The sequence below is a fragment of the Pseudomonas sp. RV120224-01b genome (assembly GCF_003208145.1).
Classification (GTDB): domain Bacteria; phylum Pseudomonadota; class Gammaproteobacteria; order Pseudomonadales; family Pseudomonadaceae; genus Aquipseudomonas; species Aquipseudomonas monteilii.
The window spans coordinates 98,768-114,556 of the sequence record NZ_QKMQ01000004.1; the positions used below are offsets into that span (position 1 = coordinate 98,768).

General features: G+C 63.0%; 16 protein-coding genes. 7 read left to right on the forward strand and 9 right to left on the reverse strand.

The features are described 5' to 3' along the window. Nucleotides 1–46: 46 nt before the first annotated feature. Complete coding sequence (locus tag N436_RS08820) at nt 47–1,318, forward strand: Hsp70 family protein (RefSeq protein ID WP_060498557.1); 1,272 nt, start codon at nt 47–49, stop codon at nt 1,316–1,318. A gap of 36 nt (nt 1,319–1,354) precedes the next feature. Here the strand turns inward: N436_RS08820 and N436_RS08825 are convergent, their stop codons facing one another. The 3 genes from N436_RS08825 to N436_RS08835 all read right to left on the reverse strand — a co-directional run bounded on the left by N436_RS08825 (nt 1,355) and on the right by N436_RS08835 (nt 3,572). Then, nucleotides 1,355–2,362 (reverse strand): AI-2E family transporter, encoded by a 1,008-nt coding sequence (locus N436_RS08825; protein ID WP_060498558.1) that lies wholly within the window; start codon nt 2,360–2,362, stop codon nt 1,355–1,357. Between the two features lie 70 nt (nt 2,363–2,432). Next, nucleotides 2,433–2,720: a PsiF family protein gene (locus N436_RS08830; protein WP_025754342.1), complete on the reverse strand. Its 288-nt coding sequence runs from the start codon at nt 2,718–2,720 to the stop codon at nt 2,433–2,435. 63 nt (nt 2,721–2,783) lie between these two features. Further along, nucleotides 2,784–3,572, reverse strand: a complete 789-nt coding sequence (locus tag N436_RS08835) for a helix-turn-helix transcriptional regulator (RefSeq protein WP_105946295.1) — start codon at nt 3,570–3,572, stop codon at nt 2,784–2,786. 124 nt (nt 3,573–3,696) lie between these two features. Here N436_RS08835 and N436_RS08840 point away from each other — a divergent pair, with 124 nt between their 5' ends. Beyond that, nucleotides 3,697–4,569 carry a DMT family transporter gene (locus N436_RS08840; protein ID WP_019096785.1) on the forward strand — a complete coding sequence of 291 codons (873 nt, stop codon included), beginning with the start codon at nt 3,697–3,699 and terminating at the stop codon, nt 4,567–4,569. Here N436_RS08840 and N436_RS08845 read toward each other — a convergent pair. Beyond that, a complete protein-coding gene (locus N436_RS08845; RefSeq protein WP_110740822.1) occupies nt 4,566–5,456 on the reverse strand; it encodes a triacylglycerol lipase in 891 nt (296 codons plus the stop codon). The two genes, N436_RS08840 and N436_RS08845, sit on opposite strands and share 4 nt — an antisense overlap. 123 nt (nt 5,457–5,579) lie before the next feature. On the opposite strand from N436_RS08845, the gene osmE reads away from it, so the two are divergent. Together osmE and N436_RS08855 are read left to right on the forward strand one after the other, a co-directional pair. Then, nucleotides 5,580–5,921, forward strand: a complete 342-nt coding sequence (gene osmE, locus N436_RS08850; protein WP_016712236.1) for an osmotically-inducible lipoprotein OsmE — start codon at nt 5,580–5,582, stop codon at nt 5,919–5,921. Nucleotides 5,922–5,964: 43 nt separating this feature from the next. Beyond that, a complete protein-coding gene (locus tag N436_RS08855; protein ID WP_105946297.1) occupies nt 5,965–6,495 on the forward strand; it encodes a bacterioferritin in 531 nt (176 codons plus the stop codon). Nucleotides 6,496–6,624: 129 nt separating this feature from the next. Here N436_RS08855 and N436_RS08860 read toward each other — a convergent pair whose 3' ends face one another. Continuing rightward, nucleotides 6,625–8,691 carry an AsmA family protein gene (locus N436_RS08860; RefSeq protein WP_110740823.1) on the reverse strand — a complete coding sequence of 689 codons (2,067 nt, stop codon included), beginning with the start codon at nt 8,689–8,691 and terminating at the stop codon, nt 6,625–6,627. A 341-nt stretch (nt 8,692–9,032) separates the two neighbouring features. Between N436_RS08860 and N436_RS08870 the strand changes: the two genes are divergently transcribed. The 3 genes from N436_RS08870 to N436_RS08880 all read left to right on the forward strand — a co-directional run bounded on the left by N436_RS08870 (nt 9,033) and on the right by N436_RS08880 (nt 11,428). After that, a complete protein-coding gene (locus tag N436_RS08870) occupies nt 9,033–9,530 on the forward strand; it encodes a phage infection protein (protein ID WP_089229915.1) in 498 nt (165 codons plus the stop codon). A gap of 121 nt (nt 9,531–9,651) precedes the next feature. After that, a complete protein-coding gene (locus N436_RS08875) occupies nt 9,652–10,287 on the forward strand; it encodes a TetR family transcriptional regulator (RefSeq protein ID WP_019098907.1) in 636 nt (211 codons plus the stop codon). A gap of 43 nt (nt 10,288–10,330) precedes the next feature. Next, a complete protein-coding gene (locus N436_RS08880) occupies nt 10,331–11,428 on the forward strand; it encodes an AGE family epimerase/isomerase (protein WP_110740824.1) in 1,098 nt (365 codons plus the stop codon). 113 nt (nt 11,429–11,541) lie between these two features. On the opposite strand, the gene N436_RS08885 is transcribed toward N436_RS08880, so the two are convergent. The 4 genes from N436_RS08885 to livM form a co-directional block, all read right to left on the reverse strand. Further along, entirely contained in the window at nt 11,542–12,309 is a 768-nt protein-coding gene (locus tag N436_RS08885) for an SDR family oxidoreductase (RefSeq protein WP_060498564.1), read from the reverse strand. Nucleotides 12,310–12,902: 593 nt separating this feature from the next. After that, nucleotides 12,903–13,619, reverse strand: a complete 717-nt coding sequence (locus N436_RS08890; protein ID WP_016712243.1) for an ABC transporter ATP-binding protein — start codon at nt 13,617–13,619, stop codon at nt 12,903–12,905. After that, nucleotides 13,616–14,491, reverse strand: coding sequence for an ATP-binding cassette domain-containing protein (locus N436_RS08895; protein WP_019098909.1), 876 nt, complete (start codon nt 14,489–14,491; stop codon nt 13,616–13,618). Before N436_RS08895 ends, N436_RS08890 begins: the two co-directional genes overlap by 4 nt. Then, nucleotides 14,488–15,789 carry a high-affinity branched-chain amino acid ABC transporter permease LivM gene (livM, locus tag N436_RS08900; RefSeq protein WP_016712245.1) on the reverse strand — a complete coding sequence of 434 codons (1,302 nt, stop codon included), beginning with the start codon at nt 15,787–15,789 and terminating at the stop codon, nt 14,488–14,490. Before livM ends, N436_RS08895 begins: the two co-directional genes overlap by 4 nt.

The window sequence follows — 15,789 nt, forward strand, 5'->3', positions numbered from 1 at the left end:
CTGGCATACACTGCGCGGCCGTTTTGCCTCCGGAAGCTCATTCCCCATGTCTGACGTATCCCCGGCCCGTGCCCTGGGCATCGACTTTGGCACCTCCAACTCCACGGTCGGCTGGCACCGCCCTGGCGTGGAATCGCTGATCGCCCTGGAAGACGGCAAGATCACCTTGCCCTCGGTGGTGTTCTTCAACATCGAGGAACGTCGCCCGGTGTATGGCCGCCTGGCACTGCACGAGTACCTGGAAGGCTACGAAGGCCGCCTGATGCGCTCGCTGAAGAGCCTGCTGGGCTCCAAGCTGATCAAGCACGACACCAGCGTGCTGGGCAGCGCCCTGCCGTTCAAGGACCTGCTGGGCATGTTCATCGGCGAGCTGAAAAAGCGCGCCGAAGCTGCCGCTGGCCGCGAATTCGACCAGGTGGTGCTGGGCCGCCCGGTGTTCTTCGTCGACGAAGACCCGGCTGCCGACCAGGAAGCCGAAGACACTCTGGCCGACGTAGCGCGCAAGATCGGTTTCAAGGATGTGTCGTTCCAGTACGAGCCGATTGCCGCAGCCTTCGACTATGAGTCGAGCATCAGCCGCGAAGAACTGGTGCTGATCGTCGACATCGGCGGTGGTACGTCCGACTTCACCCTGATCCGCCTATCGCCCGAGCGCCACCTGGTCGCCGAGCGCCAGAGCGACATCCTCGCCACCGGCGGTGTGCACATTGGCGGCACCGACTTCGACAAGCAGCTGAGCCTTCAGGGCGTGATGCCGCTGTTCGGCTACGGCAGCCGCATGAAGAGCGGCGCGTTGATGCCCACCAGCTACCACCTCAACCTGGCCACCTGGCACACCATCAACGCCCTGTATTCTCAAAAGTCGCAGCTGGCGCTGGGCAGCATGCGCTATGACATCGAAGACAGTTTCGGCATCGACCGCCTGTTCAAGCTGATCGAACAGCGCGCAGGGCACTGGTTGGCGATGGAAGTCGAGGCCAGCAAGATCGAGCTGACCAACAGTGAAAGCCGCCACATCGACCTGCGCCGTGTCGAGCCTGAGCTGACGGCAGAACTGACTCGCGTGCTGTTCGAAGAAGCGATCGAAGGGCTGCTGGAGCGAGTGCGGGGTAGCGTGACCGAGTTGCTGGCCAAGGCTGGCGTGAGCGAAGGCCAGGTGGACACGGTGTTCTTCACTGGCGGTTCCAGCGGTATTCCGGCGCTGCGCAACAGCGTTGCGGCGATGCTGCCGAATGCGCGGCATGTGGAAGGCAATATCTTTGGCAGCATTGGTAGCGGGCTGGCCATTGAGGCGCGCAAGCGGTACGGGGCAGCCTGAGCCATTTTGGGGCCGCTTTGCGGCCCCAGCAATCTGTCAGACCAGTTCAGCCCGCTTCAGCTCACTCTTCAGGTAGGCATAGTAGATCGGCCCCGCCACCACCCCAGGCAGCCCGAACGCCGCCTCGAACACCAGCATCGCCAACAGCAGCTCCCACGCCTTGGCACTGATCTGCCCCCCCACAATCCGCGCGTTGAGGAAGTACTCGACCTTGTGGATGACAATCAGGTAGCCCAGCGCCGCCGCCGCCACCCAGATCGACAGCGACAAGCCCACAATGGTGATCAGGGTGTTGGACATCAAGTTGCCGATCACCGGCAGTAAACCCAGCAGGAAGGTCAGCACGATCAGCGTCTTGGTCAGCGGCAGGTGCACGCCGAACAGCGGCATCACCACCGCCAGGAAGATGCCGGTGAAAACCGTGTTGAGCAGCGAGATCTTGATCTGCGCGAAGACGATGTTGCGAAACGCCTTCACCAGTAGATTGAGGCGCTCGAACAGCGCCGCCGCCAGGGGCTTGCGCCGGGAAACATCGGGAATGCGCTGCAACGCGATGATGGCACCGAGGATCATGCCGATCAGCAGTGTCACGAACATGTGCGCCATGCCCTTGCCCACCAGTTGCAGATCGCTCAGGTGGCTCTTGATCCAGTCACCGATGGCCACCTTGAACTCGGCGGCGCTGGCGGGCAGGTAGCCCTCGATGAACGGCGGCAGCTGGCCACGGGCGCGCTCGACCAAGGCCATGAACTTGTCCAGCGAGGCGCCGGGGTTTTCCGCCTCGTGCAGCAGGAAGCTGAAGGCACCGGCAATCAGCAGCGTCAGGGTACTGACCACCAGCGTACCGAGCAGCGCCACAGCCAGCCAGCGGGCGCGTTGGCCGGCCAGCAGCGGTTGCAGGCGCGGGGTGAGCATGTTGACCAGTTCGAACACCAGCAGGCCGGCAAGCAGGCTGGGCAGCAACTTCAGGGGCAAGGCCAGCAGCAGCCCGGCCATGACGATGATCAGGCTGGCCAGGGTGATCTGACGGGGGGTAAAGGTCATACAGCCTCGACGGCAGACAGCGGGAATGCCCGCAGTCTGCCAGCCTTGCGCCTGCAGGCATAGGCGCAGGTCATTTCTTCTTCAGGCAGTCGCTCATGAAGGCTTTGCGTTCGTCACCCTTCAGGGCCTTGGTGGTGGCGTCGGCGTTGCAGGTTTTCATCTTCTCTTGCTGGGTTTGCGGCACGTCCTTTTTCAGGCAAGTGCTCATGAAGGCTTTGCGCTCATCGCCCTTGAGGGCCTTGGCGGTGGCGTCGGCGTTGCAGGTTTTCATCTTTTCCTGCTGCGCGGTGTTGGCCGCGAAGCCTTGGGCGCTGAACAGCACGGCCAGCACCAGTAATGGAATGTGCAGCACTTTCATGGAGTGGTCTCCTTCGCTCCGCGCCCGATGCACGGGGGTCGAGCTGAGTGTAGCCAAGATTTTTCAGCGCCCTGCCCGTGCCTGCCGGCGATATTGCTCGGGCGTACACTGGGCCTGGCGCTGGAACATGGCAATGAACGCCGAGGCACTGCTGTAGCCAAGGTCGAAGGCGATGGCCTGAATCGGCAGGCCGGCCTCCAGCGCTTCGATGGCTCGCAAGAACCGCAGGCGCAAGCGCCACTCGCCAAAACTCATGCCCAGCTCACGCAGAAACTGGCGGGCCAGGGTGCGCTCGCTGACATGCACCTGCGCGGCCCATGCGGCCAACGGGCGGTTGTCGCCGGGCTCGGCACCCAAGGCGTCGAGCACCTGACGCAGGCTTTCGCCATGCGCAAACGGCAGGTAACAGGCCTGGGTGGGTGCCAGCAGCAGCTGGTCGAGCAGCACCTGCACCAGACGCTGGTCGCGCTCGCCCTCCGCCACCTTGAGGTCGCGCCGGGCAAAGTCGGCGAGGATGGCCTTGAGGATGTCGCTGATCATCAGGCTGCACGGTTGTTGCGGCAGGCCGGCGCACAGGGTGCGGTCCAGGTAGACCGAGCGGTAGACGATGGCCTGGGGGTTGTAGCAGCCATGTTCGGTATCGGGCGGCACCCACACGGCGTAGTGCGGCGGCGACAGGAAGCGCTGGCCGGCGACGTCCAGCTGCATCACGCCATGGGCGGAATAGTTGAGCTGGCCCCAGGTGTGACGGTGCGGGGCGCTGAGGGTGTCGGCACCGAACTCGTCGTGGCGGAAGTACACCGGGGCCGGGAGTTGGGTGAACTGAGGGATGTCGAGGTGTTTGGGCGGCATGCTGACTGTCTTGCGGGGCGGGTTGTCTGGATGGAAGTATAGGCTTGTGGACAGACAGTTGATAATGACTGACATCAGGGCCTGCTGCGCAGGCCCTTTCAGTCCTACACGAGTAACCCGCTACATGAACTACCTGTTCCCCCTCACCGCCATCCTCATCTGGGCCGGCAACACCGTGGTCACCAAAATGTCTGCCGGTGCCATCCACCCCGCCGAAATCGGCTTCTACCGCTGGCTGCTGGCCGCCCTGTTGTTCACTCCGTTCCTGCTGCCCGCCGTATGGCGCAACCGCGCGGCGATCCGCCCGCACCTGGGCAAGGTGTTCGTGCTGGGCGTGCTGGGCATGGCGCTGTACCAGAGCCTGGCCTACTTCGCCGCCGGCATTACCAGTGCCACCAACATGGGCATCATCCTCTCGTTGATGCCGCTGATGTCACTGGCACTTTCCATCGCCTGGCTGGGCCAGCGCCTGAGCTACGGTGCCCTGCTGGGCGCAGTGGTGTCGTTCTTTGGCGTACTGGAAGTGGTCAGCGCTGGCCATCCCGCCAGCCTGCTGGCGCACGGCCTGAACAGCGGTGACCTGCTGATGCTGGTGGCCACCCTGGCTTACGCGCTGTACAGCTTCCTGCTGAAGAAATGGCAGCTGCGCCTGCCGCCCCTGCAGTTGCTGTACCTGCAGGTGCTGGTGGCCATCGTCGTGCTGCTGCCGTTGTTCCTGCTGTCGGACAAGACCGGCCTGAACAGCCACAACATCGGCCTGGTGCTGTACGCCTGCGTGCTGGCCTCGATGATCGCGCCGCTGGTGTGGATGCAAGCTGTGCATCGTCTGGGGCCAAGTCGCACCACGCTGTTCTTCAACCTGCTGCCGGTTGTCACCGCCGTGATCGCCGCCGTGGTGCTCGACGAACAACTGGCCCGCTATCACCTGGTCGGCGGCTTGCTGACCCTGGCTGGCGTGGTGCTGGCCGAGCGCTGGACCACGCCCATTCGCCGCTAAAGCCCCGCGGCCTTGAGCCGGGCGGCATGTTCAGTGAACAGCCGCACCGGCTCTGCACCTTTGCCCACGGCGCCGAGCGACTGGTTGACGATATCCAGATGGTCCAACGGGTAGTCGTCGCCAATCACCTGGCCCAGGTGCGAACTGCAGCGCCCGACCATGCCGTCGCATTGGCCCTTTTCCTTGACGAAGCTGCGCGCGAACAGGCGGCAGAAGCGGTTGCTGCCATCAAAACGGTTGCGACCTTGATCGGTCAGGCCGGGCTGCAAGGTGCCGGACCACGAGTAATAGCGCACGCCATTGACCTCATACGCTCCTTCCCCACCCCAGGTCTGCGGCAGGCCCTGTGGATAAGCCTGGTTGAACAGCGCCACCCCGGCGCTGGTCAGCGACTGGTGCGAGGCGTGCACATCCACCGGCAGCGGGTCGCGGCGCCAGCCGGTTTCCAGCCACACCAGCAACACGGCAAAACCATGCAATACGGCCTTGAGAATACGGCCCTGGGCGGAATCGCCCGGTGCCGTGCGCTCCAGGTGGTCAGCCAGCTCGGAGCCATGGTTGGGGCCCGCCACCGAGGTGACCGAAGCGACCCGATCCGGCCGCTTGGCCGCAGCGTAGCGCGCACTCAGGGCACCCTGGCTATGGCCGATGAGATTGACCTTGGTGGCGCCGGTGCGCTGGCAAATGTCTTCGATGATCGCCAGCAACTGCTCGCCACGCACTTCACTTGAGTGCAGCGGCGAAACCTGCACCGGAAACACCCGTGCCCCGCCCTTGCGCAGGGCCGGCACGATGCCGAACCAGTACGGATAGAGCACCAACCGGACAAACCCGAGCATGCCCGGCACCAGCACCAACGGGTATCGCGTGGCCAATTCCTGCTGCATTGCCCCAGCCCCTTTCCGTGGACGACCGGCCAACACTACAGCGGCCATCATGACCATCGCAATCGAACTCCCGGCGCGCGCTGTGGTTCCAAACCACACAGACCCTTTGCAAGGAGCGGGACCATGTACAAGCAGACCCTGGCAATCCTTCTGGCAAGCGCCACCCTGGCCGCCTGCGGCAGCCGCCCGGAAAACCCGGTGGACTACGTCACCTACCGCGACGAACCGCTGGTCAAGCAGGTGGAACACGGCATGACCATGCAGAAGGTCATCGCCATCGGCGGCAGCCCGTCGAACGTGATCGACCTGCCGCACGGGGGCACCTGCAACGACTACATCCTCAACCGCGACGGCAAACAGCAGCCCTACTACGTGCGCTTCGACGCCACCGGCCATGTCGACGCCAAGGGTTTCAAAACCTGCAAACAACGCCAAGAGGACAGCGACGCCTTGCATGGCGCCTGAGTCCCCCCCCTCATCTACCGTCCTGACCCGTCTGGAGATAACCATGAGCAACGTTGAACTGACCGATGTGCAAACCCTGCGCGAGCGTGCCCGCCAGCATGTCGAGCAAGGCGCGGTGACCGAGGGCTACAACGCCGACCGCAAGGAGATCCTGCGCCTGCTGAACGAGTCACTGGCCACCGAACTGGTCTGCGTGCTGCGCTACAAGCGCCACTACTTCATGGCCAGCGGCATCAAGGCCAGTGTGGCGGCCAGCGAGTTTCTGGAGCATGCCAACCAGGAAGCCGAGCATGCCGACAAACTGGCAGAGCGCATCGTGCAGCTGGGCGGGGAGCCGGATTTCAACCCGGATAACCTGAGCAAGAACTCCCATGCCCAGTATGTGGCGGGCAAATCGTTGAAGGAGATGGTGCTGGAGGACCTGGTGGCCGAGCGGATTGCCATTGATAGCTACCGCGAGATCATTCAGTACATCGGCGATAAAGACCCGACTACACGGCGGATGTTCGAGGACATCCTGGCGCAGGAAGAAGAGCACGCGGACGACATGTCCGATCTGTTGCAGGGGTTGTAATCGCAAGGGGCTGCTTTGCAGCCCAATCGCCGGCAAGCCAGCTCCCACAGGGACTGCACAAACCCTGAATACTGTGCGGTCCCTGTGGGAGCTGGCTTGCCGGCGATTGGGCCGCAACGCGGCCCCCTATCATTTCTTGCCTTTTACCGCAGCCGGCGCCTTGCCCGCCTTCATTTGCTGCAACAACGGCGTGCACTGGTTAGGGTCATCCCCGCTGCTAGGCGCAATCAGTGCCAGCAACCCCGCCGCCGGCCCGGCCACGACACCGAGCGCCACCATTCCCGCACCGCGTAGCGCCAACGGCAACGCCTGCACCCCGGCACTGGGCTTGGCAAACGGCCCGCGCACATACAGCGGCGAGCGCAGCGAGAACAGCCGCAGCCCTTTCGATTCTGGCGTGATCTTCAAGTCCAGCTGCTCGCTGGCGAAATTGGCCGTGCCGTTGATGTAGATGATGGCGTTCTCGGTATCGAAGATGAACAGGCGCGTTGTGGCCAGGCCATCCTTGATCCCCACATCCGCCGCCGCGCAATTGATTTTCACATCCTCGTCACCAAACAGTTTGCCGACCACATAGTTGCCCACATTCAAACCGGCAATTTCCATCAGGCTGCGACTGATGGCGCCATCGTTGATCAGCATGCGCAGGTCACCATTGGCCGTGCCCAGCAGAGCCGCTACCGAGTTGCCACGGCCGCTGATGTCAGCATTACCGTTCAGCTCGCCAAAGCTGGTCTGCATCGGTGCAAAGGAAGGGAACAGTTGCTTGAGCTTGAAACCACGCGCTGTCAGCTGGGCACGCCCCTGCAACGGCACGTTGCGCCCGTCCAGGCGGATCTTTGAGGCCAGGTTGCCGCCCGCCACGCCAAACCGCAGGGGCTCCAGGCGCAGCAGGCCGTCTTCCAGAATCACGTGGGCCGACAAGTCATTGAACGGCAGTTGCGCGCTGTGCACGATGCGCTTGCCGGCAAAGGTGACATCCGCGTCCATGCTGCGCCAACGCTCGGTGCGGAACTCTTCCACCGGCAGCACCTTGCCCGCCGGCTGTTTGCTGGCACCGCCACGGGCCTTCTGTTCGGCGTTGGAGTCGGCGCCGATCAGCGGTGCCAGGTCCTTGAACAACAACTGGTTCGAAACCAGGTTGCCGGACAGCTTGGGCCGTGGCTGGCTGGCGACAAAGGCCAGGTCACCGTGGATATCGCTGTCACCGATCTTGCCGTTGAAGCCCTGGTAGTTGAATGTCGCCCCTTGCGCCGCGTTCAGGTTGGCGTTGAGGCGGCCGTCAGTGGAGTAGGCCGGGGTGTCTGGCAGGGTCACGCCGGTCAATGGATAGAGGTTACCCAGGCTGGCGCCGGACAAGCGCAGGCGCAGGTCGAGGGCGCCGAGGTTGCGTGGATCGGTCAGGGTGCCGGCGAGCACCACATGGGTATCGGCAATCCGCACGTCGGCCTGCAGCGGGAACGGCTGGCTGGCGTCCTGCAATGCCAACAGGCCGCCGATTTTGCCGGTGCCGGACACCGGCTGGCCCTTGTAGCGGCCCTGGGCCTTGAGCCCGAAGGCGTAGTCCTGGGCACCACCGGCTTTCTCGGCGCTGGCCTTGCCGACGATGTCGCTGAACGGGATCGGCTTGCCCAGCGGGTCGATCTGCACCTTCATGCTGGTTTGCAGGGTCTGGTCGTCGAAGCTGACATTGCCCTGGTCGAAACCGATGGCGCCGATGTCCAGCTGCCATTTTGAAGGTTCTGCGTTTTCGTCCTTTGGCCCGAGGTCAATGGCCCAGTTGGCCCGGCCATCGGCCAGGCGGGTGAGGCTGGCCGTAGGTTTGGTGAGGTTGATGCGCGGGATGCTGATCTGCTGGAACAGCAACGGCAGCGGCGCCAGGCGGAACTCGACACGCTCCAGGCCGACCATCTTCGGCTCTTTGAGCCAGTCGGGGTTGCCCAACGTCAGGTCTTCGGCAATGAAGTGCGGCCATGGCACCCAGGCACGCCAGCCACCTTCCTCGGGCTCGGTATGCCACTGCACGGCAAGGTTGCCATTGATCGCAAAAGGCCGGTGCAGGGCCTCGGAAACCTTCTCGTTCAGCAGCGGCTTGACGCGGTTCCAGTCAAAGGTGGCAATCACAACCACCAGGATCGCCAGCAGTGTCAGCAGGCTGGTGAGGGTCCAGACGAGAATTCTGGCGGAACGCGTCATTGCGGGGTTCTCCTTGCGGCATGGCACAAAACGGGCGCAGCGGTGGCACTTAATATCTGGGACTGATGAAAACCCGCAGGGTTTTATCGATGGCGCCATGATAGCGAAGTTTTTCCTGGCCTTTTGCTCAGCAATTTGTCGCGCCAGGCCCTACCTGTTACCCGCCCGCAGCAGGGGAAACGCGCCACACCTATCCCTGCAAGGTACGGAATAGAGCCGTTTCAAACCTCTATCAATGCGGTCGATTGTTACCATTACCCGTATGAACTTCTCTCTGGCGTTACGCGGCGTAGCATTGGCTCCGTACCCACTTTCCAGCCCCCGAGAGGAGCACCGAAATCATGAAACGCCATCTGCTGACCCTGACCCTGTCCATCCTGGCTGCCAACGCTTTTGCCCTGCCAGCCGCCGAACAGCACCTGACCGCTGAGTCGCGCTCCAGCGCTGCCGAAATCGCCCAACCGCTGAAAACCGTAGCCGAAGGTGGTTCCGACCGCCTGATCGAACGCAGTGGCCGCGTCGCCGAAGGTGGCTCTGACCGCCTGATCGAGCGCAGTGGCCGTGTCGCCGAAGGTGGCTCTGACCGCCTGATCGAACGCAGTGGCCGCGTCGCCGAAGGTGGCTCTGATCGCCTGATCGAACGCAGTGGCCGTGTCGCCGAAGGTGGCTCTGATCGCCTGATCGAACGCAGTGGCCGCGTCGCCGAAGGTGGCTCTGATCGCCTGATCGAACGCAGTGGCCGTGTCGCCGAAGGTGGCTCTGATCGCCTGATCGAACGCAGTGGCCGCGTAGCTGAAGGTGGTTCGGATCGTCTGGTTGAACTCAGCCGTGTGAGCTGATCGCCATGGTCGAAAAGAACAACTCATGTCACAACGCTTGCTCCCCTCCAGGCCCGGTCATTGACCGGGCTTTGTTTTTTTAACTAGAGTGCCCAGCCTTACCGTCACAGAAGCCCGCACCATGCTGCCGCGCGCCGAACAGAAGCTACAGACCCGCCAGGCCCTGCTCGATGCCGCCTGCCTGCTGATGGAGAGCGGCCGGGGGTTCGGCAGTATCAGCCTGCGTGAAGTGGCAAAGACGGCAGGCATCGTGCCCACCGGGTTCTACCGGCATTTTTCCGACATGGACGCCTTGGGCCTGGCCCTGGTGGCCGAAATCGACACAACCTTCCGTCAGACCATCCGCCTGGTACGGCAAAACGAATTCGAACTGGGCGGCATCACCGACGCCTCGGTGCGCATCTTCCTCGATGTGGTGGCCGCCCACCGCGCGCAGTTCCTGTTCCTGGCCCGCGAGCAGTACGGTGGTTCACAAGCCGTACGCCAGGCCATTGCCCGCCTGCGCCAGGACATCAGCGACGACCTGGCCACCGACCTTGCGCGCATGAAGCGCTGGCAGCACCTGGACAGCGCCGCGCTGGCGGTGATGGCCGACCTGGTGGTGAAAACCGTGTTCGCCACCCTGCCAGAGCTTATCGACAGCCCGGAACCGGGTTATCCACAGGCACTGACGCCGCAGGAAAAGATCACCCAGCAACTGCGCTTCATCTTTGTCGGGGCGCGGCATTGGCAAGGGCTGGGCAACCCACAACCCTAGTTCTGCTACCATGGCGCCCTGCCCGACAGCGACGAGCGCCGAAATGTCCAACCCCCGCCTCACCCTGCCTGAACTGGCCCGCTTCAACCAGCACTTCGCCGAACGCATCGTGCCGCTGTGGCAAGGCCCGGGCTGGAATGCCGACATGGCCCTGCCCTACGAAGCCCTGGATGCCCAGCACCAGCCCTTGCCGGTGCAGCGCTACCGGGCGATGGCCTGCGCACGCCAGCTGTACCTGTTCAGCAGCCGCATCGGGCAACCCGGCGCAACCGAACGCGCGGCCGCCTTGTTCCGCTCGCTGCAAAAGCATTTCCACGACGCCGAGCACGGTGGCTGGTTCTACAGCATCGACGCCCAGGGCAAGCCGCTGGATCGGCGCAAGGACCTGTATACCCACGCCTTCATCGTCTTCGCCTGCGCGCACTATTGGGGCAAGGTGCGCGAAAGCCTGGTCGAGTCCACCTTGAACGCTGCGCTGGACATTATCGACCAGCAGTTCGCCCGTGACGACGGCCTGTATGAAGCCAGCCTGGGCGAAGACTGGGCCGACCTGGGCAGCGGCCCGCTGCAGAACCCGCAGATGCACCTGGCCGAAGCGTTCCTGCAAGTGCTGGCGGTGCGTGATGACGAGCATACCCAACAGTCGCTGCTGCAACTGTGCGAAGCACTGCAAACACACTTCATCGAACCGGCCCACGGCCTGATGCTGGAAAAGCCACGCGGGGCTGTGGATAACTGGTTTGAGCCGGGGCACCAGTTCGAGTGGTTCTACCTGCTGCATACCTCACCGCTGCTGCGTGACACGCCACTGCATGCGTCACTCGACCGGGCATTCGGCTTTGCCGAGCAGTACGGGGTGAAAGATGCGGCAGTGCTGGCGATGCTGGATGTGGATGGCAAGGTGATCGACGCCACCCAGCGGATCTGGGCGCAGGCGGAGTATCTGCGGGCGTTGGTGCTACGTGAGGCGGGTGAGGCGAAGTTGGCTACCCAGATGCAGGCGCTGGAAGCGCGGTTCCTGCGGGAAGCGGGCTGGTATGAATGCCGGGATGGGGAAGGTAATGTCAGCCGGCATGATATGCCTTCGACTACGCCCTACCACTTGGCGACCTGCCTGGAAGGGTTGCAGCGCCTGGGCTGACGCCATCGCCGGCAAGCCAGCTCCCACAGGTACAGCGCAGCTCCTGAGGATTGCACAATCCTGTGGGAGCTGGCTTGCCGGCGATGGGCCGCAAAGCGGCCCCGCTTTGTTGATCAGCCTTTGACCGAACGATCGATGGAGAACCCTGCCCAATCCTGGCTCACCGGCATCAGCTCCAGGCTGTTGATGTTGATGTGAGCCGGCTGGTTGAGAATCCAGAAGATGGTCTCGGCAATGTCCTGCGGCTGGATCGGCTCGGCGCCTGCGTAAGTGGCGTCGTACTTGGCCTGGTCCCCCCCGAAGCGCACCAGCGAGAACTCGCTCTCGCACAGGCCTGGCTCGATGTTGCTCACGCGCACGCCGGTACCGCGCAAGTCGCAGCGCAGGCTCAACGAGAACTGGCCAACGAAGGCCTTGGTGCCGCCATACACGTTGCTGCCCGGGTACGGGTAGTTGCCCGCCACCGAACCCACGTTGAGGATCGACGCCCCACGGCCGTGGGCGATCAGGCGTGGCAGCAGCAGGCGGGTGGTGTACATCAGGCCCTTGATGTTGGTATCGACCATGGTTTCCCAGTCGTCCAGGCTGCAGTTCTGCGCTGCGTCCACGCCCAGCGCCAGGCCAGCGTTGTTCACCAGGCCGCGCAGCTTGTCGAAGCCGGCCGGCAGGGTGGCGATGGCCTGTTCCATGGCCTTGCGGTCACGTACGTCCAGCACCAGGCCATGCACTTCGGTCTTGGCCGACAGTTCCGCGCACAAGGCGTCCAGGCGCTCCTTGCGACGGCCAGTGAGCACCAGTTTCCAGCCGGCCTCGGCAAAGCGGCGGGCGGTGGCCTCGCCGAAACCGGACGTGGCGCCAGTGATGAATACGGTGGACGTCATGCTCTGTTCCTCACGGTAGGTTGTCATGGCAGCTTTGCAGCATGCCCGCGCCGGGCGCTGGCAGCAAGCCAGTCAGGCGGCTGTTCATTTTTTGTTCATCTTCGGCAAACCCTTGCAGCAGAGGGCCCGGCGCCAGCTATGCGCATGTTATCCACAAGGCTTTCCCCACGGATTGGGGGCAACTTGTCCACGGTGCGGAACCCTTTCAGCGATAGGTGGTCGGTGGATATCTTTTGAGTGATGGCGCAAGGCTTTCAAGCATGCCGCCTGCAGCGGTCTGTCCAACGTTTCTTCACAGAGTTATCCACAGGATTTTCAGCGATATCCAAGTGCTTGCAGGGCTTTGAAAAACCTTGAAAAATCATCCACAAAGCGCACCTGATCAAAAAACGATCAAACCTCTGCAGGGCTCGGTATCAAAGGGCTTGAGTGAGATGCCACCATGTTTTCCACAGGCGGTTCCACATTATCCGTGGAAAAGATCCGGCCTGTGGAAAGATGGGCTCGGGAAGGAAAACCGGGGTATGTGGAAACAGGCCCGCGGCAAGTTGTCCACATTGAGAACGGGGCCGCTCAGCGGCCCCGAATGAAACTCAGTGCCCGCCAAGGTAGGCGTTGCGCACCTCTTCGTTGACCAGCAACTCCTGCCCGGTCCCGGTCATGCGGATCTGCCCGTTGACCATCACATACGCCCGATCCGACAGCTTCAGCGCATGGTTGGCGTTCTGCTCCACCAGAAAGATGGTCATCCCGCTCTTGGCCAGCTCGCGCAAGGTCGAGAAGATCTGCTTGACCACAATCGGCGCCAGCCCCAGCGACGGCTCATCCAGCAGCAGCAACTTCGGCCGGCTCATCAGCGCCCGGGCAATCGCCAACATCTGCTGCTCACCCCCGGACATGGTCATGGCCCGCTGGTTACGCCGCTCCTTCAAGCGCGGGAACAGCTCGTACATACGCTGCATGTCTTCGTCGGCATGCTTGTCGCCGATGGGGATGGTGCCCATCATCAGGTTCTCCTCGACGGTCATGTCGGGGAACACCCGGCGCCCTTCCGGCGACTGAGCGATGCCGTTGGAGGCGATGTAGTGCGACGACTTGCGGGTGATGTCGGTGCCGCGATAAACGATATGCCCCGACGCTGCCCGAGGCTGGCCGAAAATAGACATCAACAGGGTCGACTTGCCCGCACCGTTGGCACCAATCAGGCTGACCGTCTCGCCTTCATTGATGTGCATCGACACCTTTTTCAGCGCCTGGATCGGCCCATAAAACACGTCCAGGTCCTTCAGTTCGAGAATGGGCGCACTCATACCAGTTCCTCTTCGTCTGCACCCAGGTAGGCGGCGATCACCGTCGGGTTGTGGCGGATGTCTTGCGGGGCGCCTTCGGCAATCACGTTGCCGTGGTCCAGCACCACGATATGGTCGGAAATGCTCATGACCATGCCCATATCGTGCTCGATCAGCACCACGGTGATGTCGTGCTCGTCCCGCAACACACGGATCATGCGGCTGAGGGCTTCGGTTTCCTGCGGGTTCAGGCCTGCTGCCGGCTCGTCCAGGCAGATGATCTTTGGCCGCGTGCACATGGCCCGGGCAATCTCCAGGCGGCGCTGCTGGCCGTAAGACAACTCGCCGGCCAGGCGGTTGGCGCAGTCCACCAGGTCGACCACTTCCAGCCAGTAGAAGGCGTGGTCCAGCGCATCGCTCTCGGCCTTGCGGTAAGCCTTGGTGTTGAGCACACCGGCCAGCAGGTTGCGGTTGACCCACATGTGCTGGGCCACCAGCAGGTTTTCCACCACCGACATTTCCTTGAACAGGCGAATGTTCTGGAACGTACGGGCCAGGCCTGCGCGGTTGACCAGGTGGGTGCCGCCGAACATCTTGTAGTACAGGCGGTTGGCAAAGCGCGCCGGCGACACGAAGTCCGCCGCCTGGAAGCGCTCGCCAAGCAGCTGGATGACGTTGGTGTGGCTGCCGCGCACGTTCAGCTCGATGCGCCCGCCGCTGGCCTTGTAGAAGCCGGTCAGGCAGTTGAACACCGTGGTCTTGCCCGCGCCATTGGGGCCGATCAGGGCGAAGATCTGGTTGCGCTTGACCTTGAGGCTGACGTCGCTGAGCGCCTTGATGCCACCGAACTGCATCATCAGGTTGTCGACCGAGAGAATGATATCGTCGCTCATGGCGCCACTCCTTTACGCGGGGTCACACCGGTACGGCTGATGCGGATCAGCCCACGCGGTCGCCAGATCATCATCAGCACCATCAGCACGCCGAACAGCAGTACCCGGTATTCGGAGAAGCTGCGCAGCAACTCGGGCGCCACGGTCAGCACGAACGCTGCGATCACCACGCCCACAGTCGAGCCCATGCCACCCAGTACGACGATGGCGAGGATCAGCGCCGACTCGAAGAAGGTGAACGACGACGGGTTGACGAAGCCCTGGTAAGTGGCAAAGAACACCCCGGCCAGGCCGGCAGTGGAAGCACCCAGGGTAAAGGCCGAGAGCTTGACCAGTACGTGGTTCAGGCCCATCGAACGGCAGGCGATCTCGTCTTCACGCAGTGCTTCCCAGGCCCGGCCGACCGGCATGCGGGTCAGGCGGTGCTTGATGTACAGCACGGCCAGCACGACGATGAACAGCACCGCGTAGATGAACACGAACTTGAGGTTGGCGTTGTAATCGAAGCCGAAGAACTCGTGGATCGGTACGCCGCCGTCCTTGGCCCGACGGCCGAACTCCAGGCCGAAGAAGGTTGGCGACGGGGCCGGCATGCCGTTGGGGCCACCGGTGAACGACAGCCAGTTGTTCAGCACCAGGCGGATGATTTCGCCAAAGCCCAGGGTCACGATCGCCAGGTAGTCACCGTGCATCCTCAGCACCGGGAAACCGAGAATACATCCCGCCAGCGCTGCGGCGATGGCCGCCAGCGGCAGTACGCTCCAGAAGCCCAGGCCCAAATACTGGTAACCCAGCGCCAACCCGTAGGCACCAATGGCATAGAACGCCACGTAACCCAGGTCAAGCAGGCCGGCCAGGCCGACCACGATGTTAAGGCCCAGGCCCAGCAACACGTAGATCAGCCCGAGGATGACCACGGTCAGCAGGTACTTGTTGGCAAACACCGGGAACACAATGGCAATCACGATCAGCGCGGGGATGATGTAACGCAAGCGCGACTTGTAGTCCGGTGCGTTCACATGCACGCCCGAGCCACCGCTTTCAAAGCCCTGAAGCATGCGCGTGCCAGCAGCGGTCTGCAGGTACAGGCTGAGCAGGAAGCGCCCCAGCATCACCCCGCCCACCAGCCAGGCCACGCGCCGCGGCTCGGCGTTGAAGCTGTAGCCGTCGAGCACCACGCCGACGACCGGGCCAAACACTATGAGTGCCAGCAGGCCGGCGACGATGGTCTCCAGCAGGCTGCGTTTAAGGTCGAAACCCTTGGTTTCGGTAACAGCGGCAGTTTTGGCAACGGACAT

Excerpts from the sequence above, each read along its gene's own strand:
- N436_RS08840 (WP_019096785.1), top strand. The coding sequence starts at position 3,697 with ATGAACTACCTGTTCCCCCTCACCGCCATCCTCATCTGGGCCGGCAAC.
- N436_RS08880 (WP_110740824.1), top strand. The coding sequence starts at position 10,331 with ATGTCCAACCCCCGCCTCACCCTGCCTGAACTGGCCCGCTTCAACCAG.
- N436_RS08875 (WP_019098907.1), top strand. The coding sequence starts at position 9,652 with ATGCTGCCGCGCGCCGAACAGAAGCTACAGACCCGCCAGGCCCTGCTC.
- osmE (WP_016712236.1), top strand. The coding sequence starts at position 5,580 with ATGTACAAGCAGACCCTGGCAATCCTTCTGGCAAGCGCCACCCTGGCC.
- N436_RS08855 (WP_105946297.1), top strand. The coding sequence starts at position 5,965 with ATGAGCAACGTTGAACTGACCGATGTGCAAACCCTGCGCGAGCGTGCC.
- livM (WP_016712245.1), bottom strand. The coding sequence starts at position 15,789 with ATGTCCGTTGCCAAAACTGCCGCTGTTACCGAAACCAAGGGTTTCGAC.
- N436_RS08835 (WP_105946295.1), bottom strand. The coding sequence starts at position 3,572 with ATGCCGCCCAAACACCTCGACATCCCTCAGTTCACCCAACTCCCGGCC.
- N436_RS08895 (WP_019098909.1), bottom strand. The coding sequence starts at position 14,491 with ATGAGCGACGATATCATTCTCTCGGTCGACAACCTGATGATGCAGTTC.
- N436_RS08845 (WP_110740822.1), bottom strand. The coding sequence starts at position 5,456 with ATGCAGCAGGAATTGGCCACGCGATACCCGTTGGTGCTGGTGCCGGGC.
- N436_RS08820 (WP_060498557.1), top strand. The coding sequence starts at position 47 with ATGTCTGACGTATCCCCGGCCCGTGCCCTGGGCATCGACTTTGGCACC.
- N436_RS08870 (WP_089229915.1), top strand. The coding sequence starts at position 9,033 with ATGAAACGCCATCTGCTGACCCTGACCCTGTCCATCCTGGCTGCCAAC.
- N436_RS08890 (WP_016712243.1), bottom strand. The coding sequence starts at position 13,619 with ATGAGTGCGCCCATTCTCGAACTGAAGGACCTGGACGTGTTTTATGGG.
- N436_RS08830 (WP_025754342.1), bottom strand. The coding sequence starts at position 2,720 with ATGAAAGTGCTGCACATTCCATTACTGGTGCTGGCCGTGCTGTTCAGC.
- N436_RS08860 (WP_110740823.1), bottom strand. The coding sequence starts at position 8,691 with ATGACGCGTTCCGCCAGAATTCTCGTCTGGACCCTCACCAGCCTGCTG.
- N436_RS08885 (WP_060498564.1), bottom strand. The coding sequence starts at position 12,309 with ATGACGTCCACCGTATTCATCACTGGCGCCACGTCCGGTTTCGGCGAG.
- N436_RS08825 (WP_060498558.1), bottom strand. The coding sequence starts at position 2,362 with ATGACCTTTACCCCCCGTCAGATCACCCTGGCCAGCCTGATCATCGTC.